At 44.9% G+C, this 23,175-nt stretch carries 18 protein-coding genes and 1 pseudogene; 13 read left to right on the top strand and 6 right to left on the bottom strand.

From position 1 onward, the window contains the following. Window positions 1-508: 508 nt before the first annotated feature. Both MRBLPE1_RS11165 and MRBLPE1_RS11170 read left to right on the top strand, forming a co-directional pair. Window positions 509-1,645 carry a DNA sulfur modification protein DndB gene (locus MRBLPE1_RS11165; protein WP_364145281.1) on the top strand — a complete coding sequence of 379 codons (1,137 nt, stop codon included), beginning with the start codon at window positions 509-511 and terminating at the stop codon, window positions 1,643-1,645. Further along, the gene (locus MRBLPE1_RS11170) at window positions 1,645-2,787 is read left to right on the top strand and encodes a DNA sulfur modification protein DndB (protein WP_364145283.1); all 1,143 of its coding nucleotides are present in this window, start codon (window positions 1,645-1,647) and stop codon (window positions 2,785-2,787) included. Before MRBLPE1_RS11165 ends, MRBLPE1_RS11170 begins: the two co-directional genes overlap by 1 nt. 427 nt (window positions 2,788-3,214) lie before the next feature. Here the strand turns inward: MRBLPE1_RS11170 and MRBLPE1_RS11175 are convergent. Both MRBLPE1_RS11175 and MRBLPE1_RS11180 read right to left on the bottom strand, forming a co-directional pair. Next, window positions 3,215-3,400 (bottom strand): annotated as a pseudogene (locus MRBLPE1_RS11175) (short-chain dehydrogenase); the annotation flags it as partial. An 85-nt stretch (window positions 3,401-3,485) separates the two neighbouring features. Then, window positions 3,486-3,863 (bottom strand): MerR family transcriptional regulator, encoded by a 378-nt coding sequence (locus tag MRBLPE1_RS11180; protein WP_169082276.1) that lies wholly within the window; start codon window positions 3,861-3,863, stop codon window positions 3,486-3,488. A gap of 408 nt (window positions 3,864-4,271) precedes the next feature. Between MRBLPE1_RS11180 and hisB the strand changes: the two genes are divergently transcribed. Then, a complete protein-coding gene (gene hisB, locus MRBLPE1_RS11185) occupies window positions 4,272-4,856 on the top strand; it encodes an imidazoleglycerol-phosphate dehydratase HisB (protein ID WP_364147221.1) in 585 nt (194 codons plus the stop codon). A gap of 114 nt (window positions 4,857-4,970) precedes the next feature. Then, window positions 4,971-5,780 (top strand): aminoglycoside adenylyltransferase domain-containing protein, encoded by an 810-nt coding sequence (locus MRBLPE1_RS11190; RefSeq protein WP_364145285.1) that lies wholly within the window; start codon window positions 4,971-4,973, stop codon window positions 5,778-5,780. A 437-nt stretch (window positions 5,781-6,217) separates the two neighbouring features. Here the strand turns inward: MRBLPE1_RS11190 and MRBLPE1_RS11195 are convergent, their stop codons facing one another. Continuing rightward, window positions 6,218-6,913, bottom strand: coding sequence for a response regulator transcription factor (locus MRBLPE1_RS11195; protein ID WP_364145287.1), 696 nt, complete (start codon window positions 6,911-6,913; stop codon window positions 6,218-6,220). A gap of 18 nt (window positions 6,914-6,931) precedes the next feature. Next, on the bottom strand, window positions 6,932-9,019 hold the full coding sequence (locus MRBLPE1_RS11200; RefSeq protein WP_364145289.1) for a histidine kinase: 2,088 nt from the start codon (window positions 9,017-9,019) through the stop codon (window positions 6,932-6,934). Window positions 9,020-9,234: 215 nt separating this feature from the next. Between MRBLPE1_RS11200 and MRBLPE1_RS11205 the strand changes: the two genes are divergently transcribed. Together MRBLPE1_RS11205 and MRBLPE1_RS11210 are read left to right on the top strand one after the other, a co-directional pair. Then, window positions 9,235-9,828 carry a hypothetical protein gene (locus tag MRBLPE1_RS11205; RefSeq protein WP_364145291.1) on the top strand — a complete coding sequence of 198 codons (594 nt, stop codon included), beginning with the start codon at window positions 9,235-9,237 and terminating at the stop codon, window positions 9,826-9,828. A 167-nt stretch (window positions 9,829-9,995) separates the two neighbouring features. After that, window positions 9,996-14,126: a lipase/acyltransferase domain-containing protein gene (locus MRBLPE1_RS11210; RefSeq protein ID WP_364145293.1), complete on the top strand. Its 4,131-nt coding sequence runs from the start codon at window positions 9,996-9,998 to the stop codon at window positions 14,124-14,126. 127 nt (window positions 14,127-14,253) lie between these two features. On the opposite strand, the gene MRBLPE1_RS11215 is transcribed toward MRBLPE1_RS11210, so the two are convergent. After that, window positions 14,254-14,658 (bottom strand): CBS domain-containing protein, encoded by a 405-nt coding sequence (locus MRBLPE1_RS11215; protein WP_364145295.1) that lies wholly within the window; start codon window positions 14,656-14,658, stop codon window positions 14,254-14,256. A 624-nt stretch (window positions 14,659-15,282) separates the two neighbouring features. Here MRBLPE1_RS11215 and MRBLPE1_RS11220 point away from each other — a divergent pair. From MRBLPE1_RS11220 to MRBLPE1_RS11250, 7 genes are all read left to right on the top strand, one after another. Beyond that, window positions 15,283-16,857, top strand: coding sequence for a GGDEF domain-containing protein (locus MRBLPE1_RS11220; protein WP_364145297.1), 1,575 nt, complete (start codon window positions 15,283-15,285; stop codon window positions 16,855-16,857). A gap of 120 nt (window positions 16,858-16,977) precedes the next feature. Next, complete coding sequence (locus tag MRBLPE1_RS11225) at window positions 16,978-17,745, top strand: arylamine N-acetyltransferase family protein (RefSeq protein WP_364147224.1); 768 nt, start codon at window positions 16,978-16,980, stop codon at window positions 17,743-17,745. A gap of 183 nt (window positions 17,746-17,928) precedes the next feature. Further along, window positions 17,929-18,576, top strand: a complete 648-nt coding sequence (locus MRBLPE1_RS11230; protein WP_364145299.1) for a 2OG-Fe(II) oxygenase — start codon at window positions 17,929-17,931, stop codon at window positions 18,574-18,576. A 940-nt stretch (window positions 18,577-19,516) separates the two neighbouring features. After that, window positions 19,517-19,876, top strand: a complete 360-nt coding sequence (locus MRBLPE1_RS11235) for a hypothetical protein (protein WP_364145301.1) — start codon at window positions 19,517-19,519, stop codon at window positions 19,874-19,876. A gap of 210 nt (window positions 19,877-20,086) precedes the next feature. Beyond that, entirely contained in the window at window positions 20,087-20,614 is a 528-nt protein-coding gene (locus tag MRBLPE1_RS11240) for an AAA family ATPase (protein ID WP_364145303.1), read from the top strand. A 312-nt stretch (window positions 20,615-20,926) separates the two neighbouring features. Next, on the top strand, window positions 20,927-21,376 hold the full coding sequence (locus tag MRBLPE1_RS11245) for a cell wall hydrolase (protein WP_169090881.1): 450 nt from the start codon (window positions 20,927-20,929) through the stop codon (window positions 21,374-21,376). Window positions 21,377-21,843: 467 nt separating this feature from the next. Further along, window positions 21,844-22,230: a VOC family protein gene (locus MRBLPE1_RS11250; protein WP_364145305.1), complete on the top strand. Its 387-nt coding sequence runs from the start codon at window positions 21,844-21,846 to the stop codon at window positions 22,228-22,230. A 161-nt stretch (window positions 22,231-22,391) separates the two neighbouring features. Here the strand turns inward: MRBLPE1_RS11250 and MRBLPE1_RS11255 are convergent, their stop codons facing one another. Continuing rightward, window positions 22,392-22,808, bottom strand: a complete 417-nt coding sequence (locus MRBLPE1_RS11255) for a hypothetical protein (RefSeq protein ID WP_364145307.1) — start codon at window positions 22,806-22,808, stop codon at window positions 22,392-22,394. Window positions 22,809-23,175: the final 367 nt, after the last annotated feature.

The raw sequence follows: 23,175 nt of genomic DNA on the forward strand, positions 1-23,175 counted from the left end.
ACTTTCATGAGGGGATAGAAATCTCAAGGCTTGTGGGTGTTATCGGCATGCTTTTCAGCTAATCGAGAATGTTAGTTCCATCAAACAAACATGTTGAGGCTGCCGGCAAAAACGGCGGTCTCATTAAGCTATTGGGCAGCATTCTTTAGTGGATTTAGGTTCAACGAAGAAGAACTATCGAAATAACTATACCAAGCTCGACCAACTAGGTCGGGCTATTTAATATGTCTTATGGGTGTGGAAAGAACATAAAATCTTAGACTGACGATACGTCATTTAGCTAACTGGCAGAATAGCTCAACATCCTGGTCAAAGGAATTCAAATGTAGCGCGATTGCCTTATAGGCGGGAGGAGGAAAGTGCGATATCAGCGATCATTTTGACCTCAATCAAAGGACATTTCATGTTAATCTAGAAATATTATGGGATAGTAATAGTGGAACCTTTTTAACTACAATATTAGGTCTGTGATTACACTGTAATCACTAATCATGAATGGAGGAAGCAAATGGAATCTATTAATTCGTTATCTGATTTATTGCCATCCGGATTGACCAGCTCGTACATGGAAATACCGAGTCAGGCGGCAAGAACTTTCGGGCAATCCACCTTGTCTGCAACAATACCAATGAGCAAGTTGTTTTCCATTTATGAAATTGACTTAGAGGTTCAAAGGCAACTTGTACCAAAGAATGTGTCCGGCTTAATCGATTATATTCTCTTATATTTGGACCATGGTCAAAACATCTATTTTCCTGGTATCATCCTGTCAGCCCGCGGCACAGGTCACTATGCTGCAGATACCGGAATGTATAGTCTACAGCCAATGGAGAAGTGTTATGTCGTAGACGGGCAGCACCGGTTGGCAGCATTCCGTCGAGTAATGGAGACCCTGCAAAGTAACCTTGCAAGGGCTAAGGATCGTAGAGAATACGAACGTGTGGAAGAGATAACGAACAAACTCCGCAAGCTCTATGAATTTCCGGTCTCCGTCATGATCTATCTCGATATCAACGCCAAACAGGAACGCCAGCTCTTTTCCGATATTAACAAGCTGCCGCGCAAAATCGGTGGAAATCTTGCTGTTTTACGCGATCAACGACGGTTCTACCATATTATGGCCTCCAGACTAGTACAAGAGTATGACGTAATGAAAAGGCTCCCAACTGATATCTATTCCGAACGGGGCAAAGATGAAGAACATCTTTTCTCATATTCGTTCTTGATCGAATTACTGGTGGCCTTTTTCGAAGGCCGTATGAAAGCTAATGTGAAAAGTAACGGGTACCATTATTCAGAAGAAGTGCTGGAGCGGCATCTGGTGCAAGCGTCGCAGTACTTCGGCATTCTGATTGACTCATTGCCTGAACCAGACCGTCGCGAATCATGCTGGTCAGAAAATATTCAGATTGCTCTAGCGCTTTTTCTTCATCAGGAAGCGTTCAAGACATTACAGTTCAACGTTTATACACTTACTTATGCCGCTAAGATATTTAGCCATATCGACTGGAAAGCGATTTACAAGGATGATGAGAAGGACCGACTGCCACGCAGAAGCCGTATTATGAAAGCTTACCAATTTGTTTGCGATTTCTATAATGATCAGCATATCTTGCTTCTGGTAGATAAGGAGGATGTAGTCTAATGGACGGATTACGATTACGGATGACAATTCACCCCTATTGCGAACGTTATGGAATGGCGACGGTGTCGCTTAAGGTTCATGATCTCCTTAACTACACGGCAATCGATCCGATGGTGCAACGAAAATTAAGCAGTAGTCAGCGAAAAAAAATCGTGCATTACGTGCAGGAACGCGAATTGGATCATATCTTCTTTGGACCGGTCACGCTCTCACTACGAGATGTAAGCGCATTCGCGAAAGAGGAAGATCATCTCGTCCTTCTTCATGGAAGCAAGCTCAGCATCCTTGACGGACAACATCGGATACAAGCGCTTGGGCATAGCAATGAGAAAATGCAGAAAGAAAGCAAAAAGTACGAGCGAGAAGTAATGAAGCTCAAGGTCAAGTGCCGGAAATTACCTGAGAATAATGAGCTTCGTGAAGAACTGGAGCAGACAGAGGGGCTACTAGCACAACTCGAATCTAGGCGACTAGACTTGTTGGAGAGTGAGCTGTCCGTCCAGCTCTATATCGGACTTGGAGAGGAGGAAGAGAAACAGCTGTTCGGTGACATCAACTCCAAGGTACAGTTAGTAAGCAAAGAGCTCGGGCATGCTTTCGACGGGAGTGACCCACTTAACACCGTCATTCAGCAGGTGGCCGATTACAATGAGCTGCTAAAGGCGGCCGGCATTGAGAGCCGCAACAATTTAACGGCATTCAACAAAAATTATACTTGCTATAGTTGGCTGTACGCGACAGCCTCCATGCTTTATTCGGGCAAAATGCAGCCCTCATATGAACTGGCCCGTCGCATCCGCAAGGATCCGGCGGTTCATATAGAGCTTCTTCATCAGTTTATGAACACAATTCTTCCGCAGATGCCAGAGCAGCCAGGACTCACGAGCTTTATTTCTTCTAGCAGAGTGATGCAGGAGGCGATAGCCTTGTACGCACATGGCTATCTTGTACAAGATAACGGCACATACAAAGGGGACTGGGTTTCCTGCTTGAACATCCTGAAGCATGTGGATTGGACACATAACAATGAGCATCTTGCCGAGAAGTTGGGAAGGATGGACAACGGTAAATTGAATCTTATTCACGAGAAATCGCTCAGAAAACATTTGATTGTCGTTGATTATTTGAACGAATTTATATAAGATATTTCTCGAAACAGCATAGACCATTTTCTGGTAGTCGCGGAGAAACATATCTTCAAATAAATCATAATTGTCAGAGATGTCCAAGAGATACTGATTAATGAGCTGCATTAAAAGAGCAGCTCATTCTATTGAGCGTTCAGAGTTCTTTAGATTCCTGAAATCGATAAACATTCATTTAACTAAACGGGTAACGATAGTTGAACAAATATGGAGCAGTTTGCTGCGGCGGCTGTTCCTTTCTTCGTTAAGGTAACGGGCAGGTTAGTTGAATAAGGAATAGATAACTACAATAAAGAAAACTCGCCAACACTGCGGCGAGTTTTGCTTTTTCATATGACAATGCGAAGTCAAAACAAACTGTCATTTTGATTAATAATTTCGGAAAAGCACCTACACAATGGTAGCACCTTTTTCGTGAGTGTAGTTATTCAATTGTGTTTTTCGTGGCCTTATACATCTTTTCAGCGTACTCGTCGACTTCATCTCGTGACATGCGTAAGCGATTCACAGAAGTACCATATCCAATTTCCTTCTTACCCTCTTCTAATCCTTTGAAAATTCCATCTGCGAAGGCATCTAATGGTTCTCCTTGGATATGTAACCCCGCTCCATTTCTTCACTCAATTGTTTATCAATTTCAAAGCAATAAAGCCAATTCCTTTATATGCGCCAGTTACTAATACTTTTTCATCTTATCATTCTTCTTTTCTTTCCTGAGTACGTTTTGTATAACGTGTAATTTTTACGTCAATTCCTTTTAAGGATTCGGTCATCAACGAAATTTCAGCTATCACAGCTTGCTTGTGATTCTTCATCATTCCAAGTCGGAGTTCAATGGTGTTATCTCCTTCTACTACCCAGTCAACATATTGCTTGATACCACTTATTGGCATGTGCGTGTTTTTTAAATAAATAACGATTTCAAGGAGCGTAATTTGATCTTCTGAAAATAACCGCCTCCCAGCTTCATCACGCTCGATTAGTGGTAGTAGTCCTTTTTTTTCATAATAACGTAACGTTGATTCTGGAATATCGAATTTGGCTGAAGCTTCGCTAATTGAACAATACTTCATCTGGAGGCCTCCAAAATTTTATCTTTCATTGTCGACAGGAATATGATACGACTTAAACCATGGTTTAAGTCAACAAAAAATTATTTTAGTCTGTCGAAGGAATAAAATAATTTGAAAATGAATGCTAATAAGCCATTTTAAGCATTTTGAAGAAAATTCTAAATGAACCTAAACTAACGAGTAACGATAGTTCAATAAAAACACGGAAGCAGCCGACCACAATGATCGGCTGCTTCATTACGCTAACGGGCAGTTTAGCGCGGCTGACGACTTACATAACTTTACATTATCACTTTATTACGTTAATATATTAGAGAAGTAAAGCAATGAAGGAAGTGGTCTGAATCGAATTCATTCGGCTAGCAATACCAAAAGGCAATACCTCAGTTAAGAAGGGAGTTTGTTATGGTGCGAGAGGCATTAATTAACAGAAAAACAAAAGAAACAGAAATTAAACTGGAGCTTAATCTCGATGAATACAGTGAAGGCAACATCAACACGGGAATTGGATTCTTTAACCATATGCTCACGCTTTTTGCTTTTAGGGCAGGAATAAAACTAAATGTGGATTGCAAAGGTGATTTAGAGATAGATGGGCATCACACGGTTGAGGACATTGGAATATGCTTGGGGCAAGCAATCAAAAAGGCTATAGGGGATAAAAAAGGCATAAACCGTTATGGTAGTTCGCGTATACCTATGGATGAGAGCTTAGCATTAGTGGATTTGAGTATATCTAATCGCTCTTTTTTAGTGTTTAACGTGGAAATGCGGTCAACACGAGCAGGCGAGTTTGAAACCGAATTAATCGAAGAGTTTTTTCTCGCTGTAGCGCATAATAGCGGGATAACCATGCACATCAATTTGGAATACGGCAGAAATACACACCATATAAATGAGGCAATTTTCGTGGCATTCGGCGATGCGTTGAAGAAAGCAATTAGGATAACAGGCGATGTTATTCCGTCTACGAAGGGGACGTTATCATTATGAAAAAAAATATATAGACGCTTACGTGTAAAAAATTATGGGGGAGGAATTTGTTTCATTGGACATCTGACGATTACGCTAAACGGGTAACGATAGTGTACTAGGGGAGTGGACTAAATGACCTTATCGAATATCCCTGAATCGGCAAGCAGCCTACCCAATTCTGTGATTGAGATGCTGCGAAATTTAAAGCTTGGCATTCAAGAAGCAATCGGAGATGAACTTATTGGCCTTTATCTGCGAGGCTCACTCGCTTTAGGTGATTTCGACCCTTTGACAAGTGATATCGACTTTTTGGCAGTAACCAAACTTCCGGTTTCAGAAGTGATGTTTACTGTCCTAAACGACCAACATAGCCGACTAGCTAATATCACTAACGTATATGCGGATCAACTGGAAGGGGCGTACTTCGATCTTAATGCCCTGAAACGTTTTCGAGCAGGGGAACGGTATCCCACTATAGAGAGAGGAGACTTTTTACGGTGGAGGGTCCACCATTCCAACTGGATATTAGAAAGGTGGACTGTGCGCGAGCACGGTATTACATTATTCGGTCCCGACCCAAAAAATCTCATCGAACCGATCTCAGTGGACGAAATCCGTGCGGCTGTATCCAATCGATTACGTGATTGGGCAGACTGGGCAAATCAACTGGACGACCCCAATTGGTACTTGCCTCTTAGCCATAAAGCATATGTGGTGGAGACGATGTGTCGAGCTATATACACGTTGAAGTTTGGTGAAGTATGCAGTAAACAACGTTCGGTTAAGTGGGCGCTTGAAATATTGCCCGAACGATGGCGTTCCTTAGTCGACCAGTCGCAGGCTTGGCGTACCGACACTAGGCTTCCCGATCCCAGTATCATCTCTGAAGTGATGCAATTCGTGCATTGGGTTGCTTTTGGACCATTGCCTGAATTAAAATGAAAAAACTCAAGCAATAACTAGGCTTGAGTTTTTTTGCTGTGCATATGGACGCTGAATATTAACTAAAGAGTAAAGCTACTCTAGCATGACCCGACCGCGAAATTGTTGAAAAGCCTCGATGAATACTTGTCTCGCTTCCCCCATATTTCCCGATACAATAGCCTGAAACGCCGAACTGTTGAGCTGGTTTGCGGAATAATTTTTGATGTCGCTAGGTAGTATGAATGACGGAATTTTGACTCAGTTTTTAGGAGAGCAATTTTTTGCTAACTTATCTTAAGGCTTAAGGCTTAATTAATGGCGATTACTAGTCTAAGACTGAGTCCCACGATGTACGGAGGTACATACGGCTGCTTCTGCTCTACTTTTCCAAGCAGGCGTGATAATAATCCTTATGATCGTATATGAATGGAGGATATCCGAGGCCAAGTCAACAGCTAGATATGCCGCGACTGTTCGACCAGCTTCCTTGCTTCGTGCCGAGTCACGACTTGGAGTTTAGTTAAAATGTTGGACACGTTGTTTGCGACGGTCTTGGCGCTGATGTGGAGGCGGTTGGCAATCTGAGCGTTGGTGTCGCCGAGTGCGATTCGGGCCAAAATCTCAGCTTCGCGCCGGGTCAATTCGGCGAAGGCCGGATCACGCAGAAGGCCATGCCTTCCGATCGCTTGTTCTTCCGCTTCTTCGCCATGGGATTCCGGGACAACCTGCGGGGGCTGCGAGGCGAAATAATACATCATCCGCTCCGCGATACCCGTACTGAATACGGCGCGACCGCTTCCAACCATACGAATCGCCTGCAACAGTTCTTCCTCGTCTGCATCCTTCAGCACGTAACCTTTGGCACCAACTCTCATAGCAGTGAAGACCGACTGATCATCCTGATACATCGTGAGGATCAGTACTTCGATAGCCGGATATTGTTCTCTAATTCGCTCGGTCGCTTCGATGCCGTTCATGCCTGGCATGCGAATATCCATCAGCATGAGGTTAGGCTGCAGCTCTCCTGCCAGCTTCACCGCTTCATGGCCATCAGTCGCCTCCCCGACAACTTCTAAATCGTCCGTCGTCGCGAGCAAGCTTCGAACGCCGCCCCGAAACATCGGATGATCCTCGGCTATAATGATTTTCATCTGTCCAATCCTCCTTATCTATTGCAAAGGCAGCATCGCGCATACCCTTGTTCCTCCTGCGTCGAGTCGTTCAATGACGCATTCTCCGCCGATCTCCGCAGCCCGCTCGCGCATGGATATTAGCCCAATGCCGCCGGTTGTGCCTGTCAAAGCAGGGCGTCCCGTCGAGCCGACGCCTACTCCGTTGTCGGTTACTTCCACCCGCAGTCGGTTGTCCTCCGTCACGGCTAGCACGACTCGACAGCTCGTCGCATCCGCATGCTTCACTACATTCACCATCGATTCCGTCACGATCCGATAGACGGCAACCTCGACCGCGGCTCGCAGAGCAGGCAGTACAGGCGGGGCACTAATCTGCATATGCAGCCGTTTTGCCCCTATACCATCCGCGCTTAGTTGAGAAGGCTTCACCATCTCGTCCATCCGTGTGCGAATCGCGCCGACAAGTCCGAGTTCATCCAGCGCGGGCGGCCGCAAGTCGTTGACTAGTGAGCGAATATCTTGAATCGTCGACCGAATGACTTGGCCGAGTTCATCCATCTTCGCGACAGCAGCGGCAGGCTCCTTGTCGACGTATTTGCGTGCTATCGCCACGTTAAGCGCCAGCGCGGCCAGTCTAGGTGCGAGATCGTCATGCAGATTGTTACGGATTCGCCGACGCTCTTCTTCCCGGGCGAGCACAAGCTTCTCGCGGGATTCCTGAAGATCCTCGGCCAGACGCCGCATCCCTTGCAGCATATCCGCATTGTTGACAATCGGTGCCGCTTGTTGAAGCAATACCTCCAGAAACATATGGTCCTCCGACGAAAAGGTTTCACCTGCCGATCGGCAGGCCGCATATAGCGTGCCGATCGTTTTGCCCCGATAAATAATCGGATAAGCATGCAGTTCAAGCTCATCCTTACGTTCGCCAGCTTCAGCCAACATCGTCTCTTGTCCTTCGATATCCATCGCAATGCTGGCGTAAGGCAGCCGTAGCGCGCCTTGCACCTGGCGGGCAATCGCCGTCAGCATCGCATCGGGCGCAAGCGGCTGCATCATTTGGCTGCCCAGCTCCAGAAGAACGGCGTACGGATCATCATGGCGTCCTTTCATCAGCCGATTCACCATCCGTTGAAGCCATTCCTTAAGCGGCGCGAACAGGACGGCAACGAGTGCCGTCGCAATGAGAGAGACCACATAATTGCTCCAAGTGACGAACAGATTGCCGAGGTAGAGTACAACGCCGGTATACAGAAGGACGATACATGCGGTCAAGGTACCATAGACGATTGTCCGGTTCACGAGGGGATTGATGTCCCACAGCCTCCGTCTAAGAATGGCGAGCGTAAGCGTAACGGGCAGAGCCGACAGACTCAGGTGAAGCGCCGCATTCAAATAGAGAAAGTAGACGGCATTGCCGTTATAGAAGGCGGGACTGAACAGCATGCTGATCACCGCAAACCCAAAGAAGCAGACCGTCACGCCGTAGACGACCCACTTGGTCTGCTGGCGCTGCTCGGGTGAAGAGACACGCCTGAAACGATGCACCTGGGCATAGATGAGCAGCAACGTAGTCGACAAATACCAGATGAACTGAACGAATAGAGGGAAATGAAGCTTTTGCCACAGGCTCCCTTCAAAAAAAATATTGGCAATATCCACGAAAACGATGAGCGCCATAACGTACTTCGACCAAGCAGGGACGAATCGGCCGTTTGGGAAAAGCAGACAGAAGAGCGATATCGCAATCCAGCCGATAGCCGCCACCGCGAAGAACCAATATTGCGAGAATAGCCAGTTCTCCGATCCAACGACGACAAGCGAGGGGAAAGAGGTGCCGAAGGCAATCATCGCCAGTGCGGCGAGAAGCCCCATCGGCTCGCGGGCACTTTTCCACAGCAGAATCAGGGCAGCGGAATAGAACACAAGCGTGAGTGAGCAGTCGATCGCTACTTGCAGGATCGCGATCTCCGTTACCGTGAGACTGTCGGGCTCGAAGGTCAAAGCGGGAATCGACACGCCGCATCCGTCCGGGATGCACTGCGTCACCAGCATGTCGTAATAGACGGGAATGCAGCTCGCATAGAGGGTCGCCGTCATGACAAAAAACAATCCGATAATCATTTGAAAGATTCTAATTTTTCTCATGCATTTATTATAGCGGCGGAAGGTTGTTTTGAATATGAGACGGCTGCAAATTCCCGGCCGCATTCCCGGATTTCCCGGATTCGGGAAGCGGTAGTTTCCCGGAAAATGAGGTATTCATTGCCCTGTTGTCCGTGATTCCCGTGCGTGTAGGATGAAATCAATGAATACATTCGAAGAGAGGAAGAGTGAAAATGAAAGATCTAAAAGTATTGAGATGGCTGGGCATGATCTGCTTGCTGGCGGGAATCGCGAGAATTGGCATGACGCCGACGGCGATCGTCTGGGGTACGGATAGCGTGCCAGAGCTTTCCTTCGGGTATGTGGCGTGCATTCTAATGGCGGTCGGCTCGATCGCGGGTTATCTCGCGCAATCGAAAGAGACGGGGGTGCTAGGTTTTATTAGCGTGCTCGGCATTACAATCGGCAACGTTCTCACAACGGCATTGTTGTTTGCCGTGTTCATTCTGGGGCCATCCGCTCCGGAGCCGGACAGTCCGGTAGTGGCGATTACAGGCATGGGCAGCATGATCGGCTTGACCGGAGGCACGCTGCTATTCGCCATTCTAACGTATCGCGCCAAGGTATTTCCTCGATGGGTAGCGGTTCTATATGCGCTCATGCTGCTCAGTGCATTCCTTCCGGTGGAAGACAACGTATACTTCGCATTCTTCTGGGGACTCGCTTATGTTGGGCTGGGCTTCTGCATCTGGACTGGCAGAATGACGCCTCGGACAGAGAGGGAGCAACAAGCTTCCAATTCGCATCATTCCGCTAACGTTTCCTAGGACACAAGTGTGGGAGGGTGAATGATTTTCACCCCGGGGTGAAGAAAGTTCATCCTTCTCAACACCGGAAGGGCATCGTAAACTCTGATTTGTGAACGGCAAGCAGGCGGCGTACGTTAGCGCCCAGGGCATGCCGAATGATAAAAAGAAAGACCAAGGAGGACATTATGAGAAGAATTTCTATAAAAAGATTTTCAATGGTATTATTCGCATTGCTTTTAAGTTCGTCCCTGTTAGTTCAATCTGCAATTCCGGATGCACTCGCCTCGCCATACGAGCAGCAATCGCTCGCACTCTCCTACCCCGAGCAAGAGCCTAACAACACGCCGGACGATAATCAGCGTTATCCCTTGGCAGGTGGAGAAAGCTATGTCTTTACAGGCAATGTGAGCGGGATCGGATATCTCGAAGATCCCGTCGATTACTACTCGTTCGAGGTAACGAAAACGGGATATATGAGCGTGGTGCTTCAAGAAACGGCCACGGCGAATTTGCTTCAAATGGATATTTTCGATGAATACGGCAACGAAATCGACGACGACAATCCTAACCACCTGTACGAGATCCATAATGTCCGATTGGAGCAAGGACGGCAATATTTCGTTCGGGTATCGGTACGCGAGGATATGGTCGGCAGCGGCTTCCATTACCGTCTGCAGGCCGGGTTTCAAACGCTAGCGGCCCCTGTAGACGCTTTAGAACCGAACAACACGAAAGAAACGGCGTCCGCGACCACGCTTGGCCAATCGCCATCCGGCAAAGTAGCGGGATTGATCGGAGCGGCTGAAGACCAGGATTGGTACCGATTCGAAGCTGCCGAGACCGGCTATTTCAATCTACACCTGCACAGCATTCCCGAAGGTCGCGAATACGACTTTAAATTGTTCACATCCGACGGGACTTTCATCGCTTCGACGGAAAACCGTCCGGGGAAAATCATGCACAACGTACATGGTAGCGCGGGCCAAACCTTTTACGTGCAAGTGTATTCTTCCATGGGCTTCGACCCGAATGATACCTATCAGCTCGAGCGAACGTTTACGTCCAGCTACGACGCTTTGTCGGGGGACTTCCACGAGTGGAACAACAACCCGGAGACGGCATCTGTGACAATGCTCGGCCAGACACGATCGGATGTTGCTGAAGGAACCATCCATGCTTCGAAAGACGAGGATTGGTACACCGTCCAATTGGCGCAAAGCGGAAATTTCCAAGCGCAGCTCCTATACAGGCCGTCGGAAAACTATCATATCGCTTTATATGAAGCGGACGGAGACCCTCTTTACTCGACGGAATACTACGAAGAACATGAGCCGAAGCAGCTTCCGCTGCACTACGGAAACCAAGGCGACGTGTTCTATGTCAAAGTGTTTACGGCCATGGGGGATTATGAACCTTATGATTCCTACGAATTCGAAGTGTCGCAGCTGGATGGCGACGTATACGAACCGAACAATTCGAGAGAAACGTACACCGCAACGAAGCTTGGCCAAACAAATAGCGCCTATATAACCGCCACGCTGCATAACCAGAAAGACGTCGATTGGTATTCGCTATCCCCTTACACGACAGGATACTTTGCAATTGATATGAACAAGATGCCGCTTGCCGGTTATGCCATGAAGCTTTACAACGAGTCTATGCAGGAAGTAGGAACGACCAAACTGGTCAACGGAAAGCCTTTGATTTCGGACGTGTTCGGTAAAAAAGGGCAGGCCTTCTTCCTTCAAATTTATTCGACGGCCATCGGCTCCGTCAGCACCAGTCCATACGAGATCACGATGAATATCGACAGCTCGGGATTGTCGGAGAATGAAGCGGAAAGCAACGATACCTTCGGTACGGCGAATACGCTGAAGGATGGAATCGACAAGCTCGGTTCACTCTCCGCGTCTACTGATCGGGACTATTACAAGTACGCGGCTTCCGGTGCCGGAACGGTTCATTTCGCGCTGGAAGGGCCGGCTGACCGTGATTATAACCTCGTCGTGTACGACGCGAACAAGGCCATGATCAAGGAGTCGAGAGTCCCGGGCAATCAAGCGGATTACGTCATGGATATGCCGGTGAACAGCAACGAGTTTTATGCCGTCGTGTATCCTGCTTCCGGATCGCAGACGGGTACTCAGGCTATCTATCGATTGAAAACTTTCTATAAAGCAGTAGCCGCGGATGCGAATGAGAATAACGATACGACGGACAAAGCGACGGAGGCCAGCGTAACGACAAGCACTCCTAGAGAGTTTAACGGTACGATCCATGCCGGAACGGATGTGGATTACTACAAAGTCGTGAACACGAACCTGCCTTACGATCAGCAGGTCGATCTAACTAATATTCCGGCAGGAGCCAATTATGATGTAAAGGTCGTTAACCAGGCAGGCGTCATTATTGCCAGTTCCGAAAACGGCGATAACAAAAACGAAAGCTTCTCGGTCATCGTTCCGAAAAACACGATTTATTATATTGGGGTTTACACACCCAATAAGGCGTTTAATAAGGATCAGCCCTATAAGCTAACGCTTAAAAAGAACGGCGAAGTTCCCATTATTATCGTTCCTGGCTTCGGGGGAACGGCTCTATTTGGCACGAAGACTGAGGATGGTGAACTAAGAGAACTGAGCGTGTGGATGACTTTTGACGTATCGAAAAGGGCTGCGTATCTGCTTCAAAATTATTATAACGAAGAAACGGAGAACATTATAAACGTTCGGTTCAAAGATCGAGAGGCGGGACTATGGGATATTTCCGATGTTGCCCCCGATACCACGATGTTCGGCCAGGACATCTACTTCCAGGACATGATCAACGATTTCAAGGCTGAGGGTTATGTTGCAGGCCGCACGCTCTTCGGGCTTCCTTACAACTTTATCAGAGACAACACGGAATCTTCCGAATCGCTCAAGAGAAGAATCGACCTGGCAATCGAACGGAGCGGCTCCAGCAAAGTCATGCTGATCTCCCATAGTAACGGAGGTCTTATTGTCAAAGAGGCGGTACAGGACCCGAATTACACGAGTAAGGTCGGAAAATGGGTCACGCTCGGGACGCCTTGGCTTGGCGCGCCTGCTTCCATCAAAGCATGGATCGACGGCTATGATCTGGATATTCCGATTCTATCCAATGAAGTAGGCCGCAAGCTTGCGATGCATTCTCCTACGGCCTATGGATTGCTGCCATCGCCTAGCTACCATCATCTAGCAGGTGGCGTGCTCACTTACTTTAAGAAGAGAAGCGAGGCACGTAACGATCATTATCCTGTTGTGCTTGATGATTATTTTGAAATGGCGGAATTCTTGTCTAACGTGAATAAAGGACAGCTCGGGGATTATTTGAACTTCCGCGAAGATCTATTGGATCGAGCTTGGAATAAACATGCGACCATGTACGATCTTGCCCAGACGAACATTCCGTTCTATAACATCACTGGGGAGGGTATGCCTACGGTTGGCGGCTATACGTATGTCAAGTCCGTTAACGATGTATCGGAATTGGCCAGCAACGGAAGCGGCGTTGTTCCTAACTATGTGAGCGGGGACGGCACCGTTCCCATTGAAAGCAGCCGCGGACAATTAAACTTCCCGCTCGGTACGAAAAACACAGTGGTGTACGGGGTTTCGGGAGTCGAACATATGCCGCTCGTGAAAGACGAGAGAAACCGTCAGCAGGTAAAGCAAATCCTGGTTTACGGCAATGAAAACCCAGTAGCGGATCTTCGAGTCGTGTACAAGAACCGTACGGGTATGATGTCGGATGATTCTGGAAAAACAACGGCAATCGAGACATCCGCGGGTGTAACCGCAACCGTATATTCCATACCGTTAACCGGTGAAGAATCCACGGTGACGCTGACGTTAAAGAATGGCGAAAAAACATCGATCAAGATTTACGCGGATAATACTTTCCTCGCTGAAAATCAAGCGAAAAAAGTCACCATTGACAATGTAGGCAACGCGCTGTGGATTACCACTCCCGTAGATTCGGGAACCGTAGTTAGCTGGACGGGAGCGAACTTAACGGGGGTTAGCGTATACGATCTCCAGAACAACGTGTACCAAACGTCTTATGACGTTCAAGTATCGGGGACCTTCAAATCGTTTACGGTAAGCAATTCCGTCGCGCAGCCGAACAAGTTTCAAGGCATCTCCGTACAAGAGAAACCTGTATACGAAGAATCCGATCTCGGATTGCCGGAAGATTACGAATCTGTTGACGAAGCATCCGATCTCGGATTGCCGGAAGATTACGAATCCGATGACGAAGAATCCGATCTCGGATTACCGGAAATATACGAATAACGATACCAAAAAGCCCTCATCTTGAAATAAGATGAGGGTTTTGCTCTTGCTATCGCTATCGCTATTGAAATAAGAGTAAGTTCAGCGAACGGCAGCCTTCATGATCCGCAAGATCAGATCTTTCCAACTAATCAGCAATATTCCGGGTATAGTATTCGATTATATCTTTGCGGCGAATAATACCGAGGAAGACGCGATCGGAGTCTACGACCGGAACGAAGTTCTGATCGGCCGCCAGCGCCAGCATATCGTCCAAATCGGCGCTGATCTCGACGCATTCGACTTTCATCCGTTTTTTGATGGAGACGACAGGAATTTCGTGCATCGTATCGAAGCCGAGGCCGGGTGTGGCTTTGAGCTTCCATAACAAATCTCCTTCGGATAGCGTTCCGAAATATAAGCCATTGTCGTCCAGGATCGGAATGGCCGTATAATGGCTGGCCTCCAATTTGTCCATGGCTTCTTTCATATTAGAGGATGTCACGAGGTAAGAGACTTCGTTTTTGGGGTATAGAAACGATTTGATGTCCATTGAATAACGCTCCTTTGGTATACGAATTATGTTCGTGCAAATAGCGGGCAACGGGGTACGATAGCACAATAAGCACGAAGAGACGGCAGCCGGATATATGGCTGCCGTTTTCTACATACTGGCAGATTCGTCGAACATTAATCATTTTTCTATCTCATACTTAGTTTGGTTGTGAATGAAGGGTTAATTTAATCGTCATTTATCTCATTGGTAAACTTATTGACAAATAAGAGTATACGACTTATTTAAGCCAAAGAATAGTATTTGAAACCATTAGCTTATTTTGCTAAAGGGTTTAAGGAGCAGTTTGTTACAGTTTACTCCTTTTATTTTTTTAGCTAACGCGCGGGTTAACGCAATTACTTGTCACACGAAAGAAGGTAATGGTCTTTTCTTGATGAATATTTTTATATACGAAATTCGTGTACAAAATATTATTATAAGGGGAAAGCCAAGAATAGAAACAAAATGACTTTTATTACGCTAACTAAAAAGAAAGGAGTGGTCGGTTTGGGGATTTTAACCTGTATGTATCCTGTAAAAACCAGCTCTACTTGGAGTGGATTTTAGGATGATGTTACCTAGAAATTAATTCAACTAGAGGATCACCATAAGGTACATTAAATGAACGAACTTTTCATGGACTTCTTAACGATTTTGCTTCCTACTTACTTCTTTTTTTACATGGCAATTACGTTAATCAATCGAAACAAGAAGAGTATGCTAAATCGAATTGCCGCGCTTCTCATGCTGGCTTTTCTTTTTTATTTTCTAGGGGAATACATTAAAACATCTTTGCTGCCCCAGTATCAAATGCAGATTGTTCTTTATGGAAATAGTCCCATGCTTCTGCTGGTCATTTGTTTTCTAGTCCATCTTTGTATACTCATTGGAAGTCCTGCGACGTCTTCTTTGAAGCGTTGGTTGCCTTTAATTTACGCAGCTCCCTTTGTATTGTGGATTGTTTTTTTAATTACCGAGGATCATCGGGTATTATACAATGCCGCTGTGACGGATGGCCGCAGTCCTCTTGATCCGCTGTTTCTGCATCTTACGGTTCTCTTTGTAGCCGGATATATCCTACTTTCGGTCTCTATCCTCGTATTTTCCTGGTATCGTACTCAGGAAGCAAAACAAAGAAAGATTTTGCGTTCCCTTCTTTTCAGTTTATTTACGCTGTTTGCCTGGTTTGTCTTTGTCACAGCTCTTTTACATTTGGAGTTTTTAACGTCACGGAATGCTATGATCCTTTATTTTATAGGATATTTGCTTTGGGCTGTTGCACTTCGTCATTTAGTTGGCAAACATGACATTATGCCGGATTACCGCAAGCTGTTTCATATTTTATTCAAATCCGCTCCTACAGCCATTTTGCTTTTGGACCAAAAAGGCGCAATTAGAGAAATGAATCCCCGGGCGAAACAATGGTGTGAGGGAATTCCAATATATGATATTCTGAGCCATTTTCAATTTGAAGATAGGTTAAATATAGGTGATAGGTTGGCTTTGTTTCTTCAGAAAAAGGAGAAAGAAGCCCAGTGGGTGGCTCGAATGTATAATCCGAATAAAGGCTATTTGGATTTGATTATGGGGATTGATTTGATTGAGGAGGCTGACGAGGAGCTGTTTGTCATGCACCTTACTGATGTTACCTCCTTAAAGGATACAGAACGCAAGTTATTGGAATCTGAACGAAGCTACAAATATTTGGCGCACCATGATTCACTAACGGATTTGTATAATCGCGTGGCCATTCAGGAGCGGGTGCAGCAGAAAATAGCGGGGCGTGAAATGTTTGCCCTTACATTAGTGGACCTAGATAATTTTAAGCTGATTAATGATACATACGGGCATTTAATTGGAGATCTCTATCTGCAGCATATTGCACGTATTTTGAAAGATCATGCACAAACTGGTGATTTTATAGGGCGAATCGGGGGAGATGAGTTCGTTTTGATTTCTTGTGTGGACGAAAGCAGCGATTTAAATCATGTGGTCAATAGTCGTTTGTCCCTTTTATCCAAGAGCCCATTTAAGCATGAGGGGATTGAAATTCCGGTTTCGTTTAGTGCAGGAGTCAGCTTATACCCTAGAGATGCGTCGGACGTTACTACGTTACTGAAGAACGCGGATGAGGCAATGTATAGCGTGAAACGTACAGGTAAAAATAGGATTTCTGTTTTTACGACTAATTATTAATATCGTTGATTATAAATTGAAGGATAATGAAGATTTTTATGGATGCGTTGTAAGGGTAAGATCCATGTAACGGCTATTTTCATCATAAGAAACTTTCTTAAGGACGGTGTCTCAAGATTGATTAGTAAAAACAATCAAATTCAGAGCTATCTAGATCGTATCGGTTTTAAAGGTTCGCTCGATGGCAGCGCAAAGACGCTGGCCGACCTGCAAGAACGACATCTATTCACGGTTCCATATGAGAATTTGGATATTCTAGAACATAGATCTTTATCACTTGATCCGCAGGATCTGTATGAGAAAATTGTTACGCGCCAGCGGGGTGGGTACTGTTTCGAGTTAAATGCCTTATTCGGCTGGCTGCTGCGGGAACTTGGTTATACGGTTACTGATTTGGTCGCCCGATTTTGGCGTGACGAGCCGGATCTCCCGCCAAAAAGGCGCCATCACGTCTTGAAGGTAGAAGCAGAAGGCATCGACTACCTGTGCGATGTTGGTGTGGGTGGGATCGTACCCTGCAGACCAATTTCTTTCAACGAAGGTCTTGAACAGCAGCAAGGCGAAGAGTGCTACCGCCTCGAAAAAGATCTTGATTACGGCTGGGCGCTTTGTGAACAGAAAAATAAGGGATGGAATCGCATTTACTCCTTCACAGAGGAGCCGCAACTGCCGAAAGACTACCTATTTGCGAGTTTCTGGTGTGAAAATGCCCCTGATTCCATTTTCAATAAATACCCGATCGTTGCGATACGAACCCCAGAGGGACGGTGTACAATCTCTGACCGCGAGTTCCGGATTTTCACTTCTGCAGGTGTAAAGACCTTCACCCCGCAGACCGATGAAGCGTATAAATCAGCTTTGTTATTGTATTTTGGCATAGAGCTGTAAAAGCCCGCTCATTGAGCCCTTATAATACGTTCGGCAGGAATAAGAGAGGTTAGAGTTGCTGCGCCTTCTACCAACACCATACAGTTTGATTATTTCGATTTTTCTGAATATAGTAGAGTAAATAGTTCCAATCTATGGTATGGTACTTTGTGGTGAATGTCATACTATAGGGGCTGCATAAGGATGATAGGGGATACGACTGAGAAAGAGCGGACGATATTTGATCATGCTGGAAATACGATCAAGACAGAAGATCGAGAGATTCGTATTCTTGCCAAGTATGAGGCGCCATTGGTTGTCGTACTAGGAAATGTGCTTAGCGATGAGGAATGCGCTGAGCTCATTAAACATTCTAGGGAACAATTGCAACGTTCAAAAATAGGTGGAAATCGTGCAGTCAATCAAATTAGAACGAGCAGTGGGGTTTTCTGTGAGGAGAATGAAACGATTACAAGAATCGAGAAGCGATTCTCTCAAATTATGAATATTCCTATCGAGCATGGTGACGGTTTGCAAGTTCTGCTGTATACCCCTGGTCAAGAGTATCAACCTCATTATGATTTCTTCGCGGAAACGAGTCGAGCAAGTGCAAACAATCGAATTAGTACGCTCGTGATGTATTTGAATGATGTGGAGGAAGGCGGAGAAACGGCGTTCCCTAAGCTTAATATTTCAGTTTTTCCTAACAAAGGCATGGCTGTCTACTTTGAATATTTTTACAGCAATCATGAATTAAACGATTTTACCCTGCATGCAGGTACACCAGTGATCAAAGGAGAAAAGTGGGTTGCAACGCTGTGGATGAGAAGGCAAGCCCTTCGCTCTTCCTAGACGCATGATCATGTACTGAGTGATTTGGAAGCAATGGAAAGTCAGGTTGTTACTAATTCTAGCAACTCTCAAGTGCCATCAAAACTGTGACTACACCCGTAGAAGCCTATGTGGCGTGATCTTTGAACAGGGGCTCAAATCCCCTAGTATCCGTCTCCTCCATGGAAAAATCCGACCTCATGAGGTCGGTTTTTTGATTTTTAGTCATGTTATGGGCACTTCTTCTATTAAACTAACGGGCAGGATAGTTTAATAAACTTGGATGAGGTACTACGTATATTTAGTACTATTTCTTGTAAAATCATATTGTTATACTTTTTTCATTGGGATGCAGTCCTACATACATTAACTGAAGTTGTTCGGTGAATTAATCAAGAAAATTCGCTTGTGTTTTCTGATACTATCTTTAATTGAGGTGTACAAAATTGATTAGAAAATTCAGTTTTTGGTTACCACTTATATCTCTATTTATCATTGTTTTTCATTTAACTGGGTTAGATGCAAATACAGGATTTGATGACAAAGGCTTATTAGCTTACTATACTAGCCCCCCCTTCCTTGTAGTGGACCAACACTTTGCTTTTAAGCATGCTCCTCAATTTTATATTTTAACTTTATTTTTTTGGTTTCTACTTGGTTGGATTACCGATCGACTAATTAATTTTATTAAGACTCTCTTCAATACTTAACTCTTTTGCATTCAACGACCAAGAAAATGCTGAGATACAAAACGGAATATTTTTCATTAAGCTAACGGGTAACGATAGTTGAACAATCAAGGAGCAGTTTGCTGCGGCAGCTGCTCCATTTCTTTGTTAAGCTAACGGGCAGGATAGTTTAATCACTTCGCGAATCTTCAAGTATGGAGAGTTTGCGTAGTTCGTAAAAAAAGACGTGTTAGTTGAAATTTCTAAAAAATAAAAATATTGGAGTAACCTAAATGACAATTCCATTAGTACCTCTTAGATTTCCAATAGGTTGGACAATTGAGTGGAACATTTTTACCCAGGTATCTCCTGAAGATTTTGTAGATGAAGAATATGAACATCGATGGGAATATAATGAAGACCTATTTCAGTTCGTAAACTATAGACAAAAGAGAATATTAGATCTTGGTTGGTATCCTGAATTTCAACCAAATGGCCAATATCGACTAGTCTTAATTCAAGAAAATGATAATGTAGATGATCAAACTAACTCCTGGTCTGATCCAATAATTAAATATGAAACACGAAGTATCAGTGATGTCATTAATAAAATTGAAGAACTATTGATTCAAGTGAGTGAAGGAAAAATTTAGCGCATTCTAGAGAGTCAGGCACTTCATCTAACGCCGTAATCACACTTCGGGCCATTCGGGCCTCGGGCAGACCGAGGCATTTCGAAGATTTTTAACCTGATCTTTATTACGCTAACGGGTAACGAGAGTTGAACAAATGATTAGTGCGAGGCTGCCGGCATGAAAAGGCAGCTTCGTTACGAACGGGTAAAATATGGGGGAGGGGATTATATGAATTTCACCAAAAGATCAGTAACCGTCTATCTTATCTCTGGTCCACTTGGTGTAGGGAAATCAACCGTCTCCAAGACTCTGGCTAGTGTAATGAACCAATGTGTCTTGATTGAAGGTGATCTCCTTCTCCATGTCTACCGAGGGGAGACCGAACCGCCCTGGGAGGAACGACTTCGACTGGCATGGCTTAATATCGCTGCGGTGACGCGGAATTTTCTCCTGAACGGGCTAGACGTGGTTATCGATTTCGTCGTCGAAGATGAACTTCAATGGTTCTTTGACCAACTATCGGATCTCGAGGCGACGCTCCACTATGTTGTGCTGCACGCGGAACCACCGGACACACTTACCGCTCGACTCCATCAGCGAGGAGATGCGCAATATATCCACCGCTCGCTCTTCCTTCGGAACAAGTTGATGGCGTCACCGACTAATGAGCCATTCCTACTGGACACCGATGGTAAGAAGCCGGATGAACTTGCTGAAGAAATCATAAAAAATGCCAGATTTCGGATACAGGGTTAGAATTACTGGTACGCTTAATGCACTAGTAAAGGTCGAATCAGGGTTCATTCAATCCGTCAAAGGGTACTCCAAGTAAGCAAATTGTAGAATACATGTCTTTAAGTGCTTCTTTTTTCGTGGGGCGACCACGTAGGTCATTAAGCTAAAGGGAGACGATAGTTCAACCATTATTACACAGCGGCAGCCGGCCAAACGATCGGCTGCTTTTTTAAGTTTTGACACCCTGGCACACATGTGACCCGCCCCGCACGCCAACGATCATTTTGCCAAAATGTGAATATAGTGTGTTAACCAGTTAAAGGGGGTTTTGCCATGGGTGCGAGGGTTAAGTATAGGTCGTCTGACGTTGATTTGTTGGCGCGGCTTATGAGGGGCGAGGCACAGGCGGAAGGCGAAAAGGGTATGTTAACGGTTGGTGCTGTCGTGATTAATCGGGCCGTAGTCAGGTGTTCGGACTTCAAGAACGTCAACAATATTAATGATGTTATTTATCATTATATGAATGGCGATGCCATGTTCGACGCCATATTAGAACCCGATTTTTATCAGAAGACACGGGAACGAGAGCGGCGGCTAGCTGAACAGACCATAAAAGGCTGGCGAGAATGGCCTTCAAAATACTCTCTGTGGTATTTCAATCCGTGGGGGCCAACATCTCAAGCTTGCCCCGCAATGTGGTACGGTCAACCGCTCGCGGGTACTTGGAAAAATCATTGTTTTTACCAACCAACAAGCACGGAATGCGCGGAAATTTACCGATAAAAAACTTTATAAGGGCGAATGCCATAAGGCATTCAATGGCAAATAAAAAACACTTTGGTATGCCATCGACTACGAAAAGTTGCCTTAAAAGAAGCACAGCCTCTTCTTGATAAGAGTCCTCACCTGACTGTGAAAAAATAGTTGATCAATTAAAAGTAGTTGCAAATCCAAACTTTAAATAATCAAGGGTGAGCTTTTATCAAATTTCAAGTAGTATCGGAAGAAGATTAAGCTAACGGGTACGATAGTTGAATGATAGCAGCCCAAACCAGTCCTTTTTGAGGGGCTGGTTTTTTCAATACATAAGATAAGTTATGTACTGAATGTGTCGTTAAGCGGCAGGATAGATTAACATTTTACACTGGAGAAATTAGAAAAAAAGGAATTTCAGGAGGGCTGACGAATTTGGTTTTAAATGGTAATTAAATGGTGTTACAAAATCCCGATTTCTAAGAAAGAGTGTGAATATGGATAATTTGTCCCCAATTCAAAGCAAGGTTACTTCAGTGATTTTGTGGTCCAGAAATCTTGATCGTTCCGCCGAGATGTATAGTAAGCTGTTTCAACTTTCACCAGAGAAGCAGGATCGCTTTGGACATCTCCATATTCTTCATCTTCCGACTGGCACGGATATCATGATCGATTCGAACGGAATGGATAAAGTACCTCTTCCAGATAAGGCACCACCGTTATTCTTTATTCCAGCTACGGAAATTGATAAAGCGTCCGAATTCATACAAGAGCTCGGATTCGAAATTATTTATGGTGGTATCCACAGAAATGATTCAGTCTCCTTCTTTAATATGAGGGACCCTGATTTCAACGTCATTACGGTCTGTCAAAATCATCAGTAGAAATTGCATCTCGCTTAACTAACGGAGAACGATAGTTCAATAAAGACACGGAGGCAGCCGATCACAATGATCGGCTGCTTCATCACGCTAACGGGCAGGAGAGTTCCAATATGTGGTATTATAAGTGTTGATGACAAAACTGCAGCCAATTTTGAGAGAATCTAAATGCTAGGTGATGCGCTCAATAACTCTTGCCGCTCTAATCTTTCCACCTCATCATCATGTAAAGCTGCTCGACGCTTTAGGAGTTCATATGTTTCGCTCCACTCGTCAGGGTATCTTGTCCATTGAATTCGCTTATTCAGCTCTCCAAGGGCATGCTCTACTCTATTTCTAAATTGTTTCCATACCATCTTAGCTTTGTAATAGTCACCGTTATTACGAGTAGCATTCACTACGTCATAACAGAGTTTGTCTTTTTTGGAAATCTCCATACTGATTTCATCAACTTTAAAAAGTATTTCTTTTTTGAGTTTGGCGTCATTCTCCATAGTTGCAATCATTTCGGATATAATAGAAATTATATTGTGATTATTTTGAGCTGAGTGATTAATACTTTCAGCGAGTTGGATAGTCATAGATTTTTCCCTCCTAGTAACGGGATAGTTTTATAAAGAGCTGTTACCATTCTGGTTTTATATAATATTGTTCGTTAGAAGGAACTTTTTTTAGTCGCTATGCAAGTGATAAAGAAGTAACTCATTTCTGGATTTCGTTGTGTTATTCAATTAACGGGTAACGATAGTTCAATGATAGCAGCGGCGTTCTAGGACTTTATTTCTCGTCCATGGCTGCCGTCGTATTCGGACCAAACTGTCTATTAGTGTGTATTGATATCCACTCATGTACAATAGAAAGTACGTTTTTCAATTCTATTAAATGTGCTTATCTACTAGTAATACCGCACAAACAAATCTATCAATTTTATATATACTATATTATTCC

This window comes from Paenibacillus sp. LPE1-1-1.1 (assembly GCF_040676435.1).
Taxonomy (GTDB): domain Bacteria; phylum Bacillota; class Bacilli; order Paenibacillales; family Paenibacillaceae; genus Pristimantibacillus.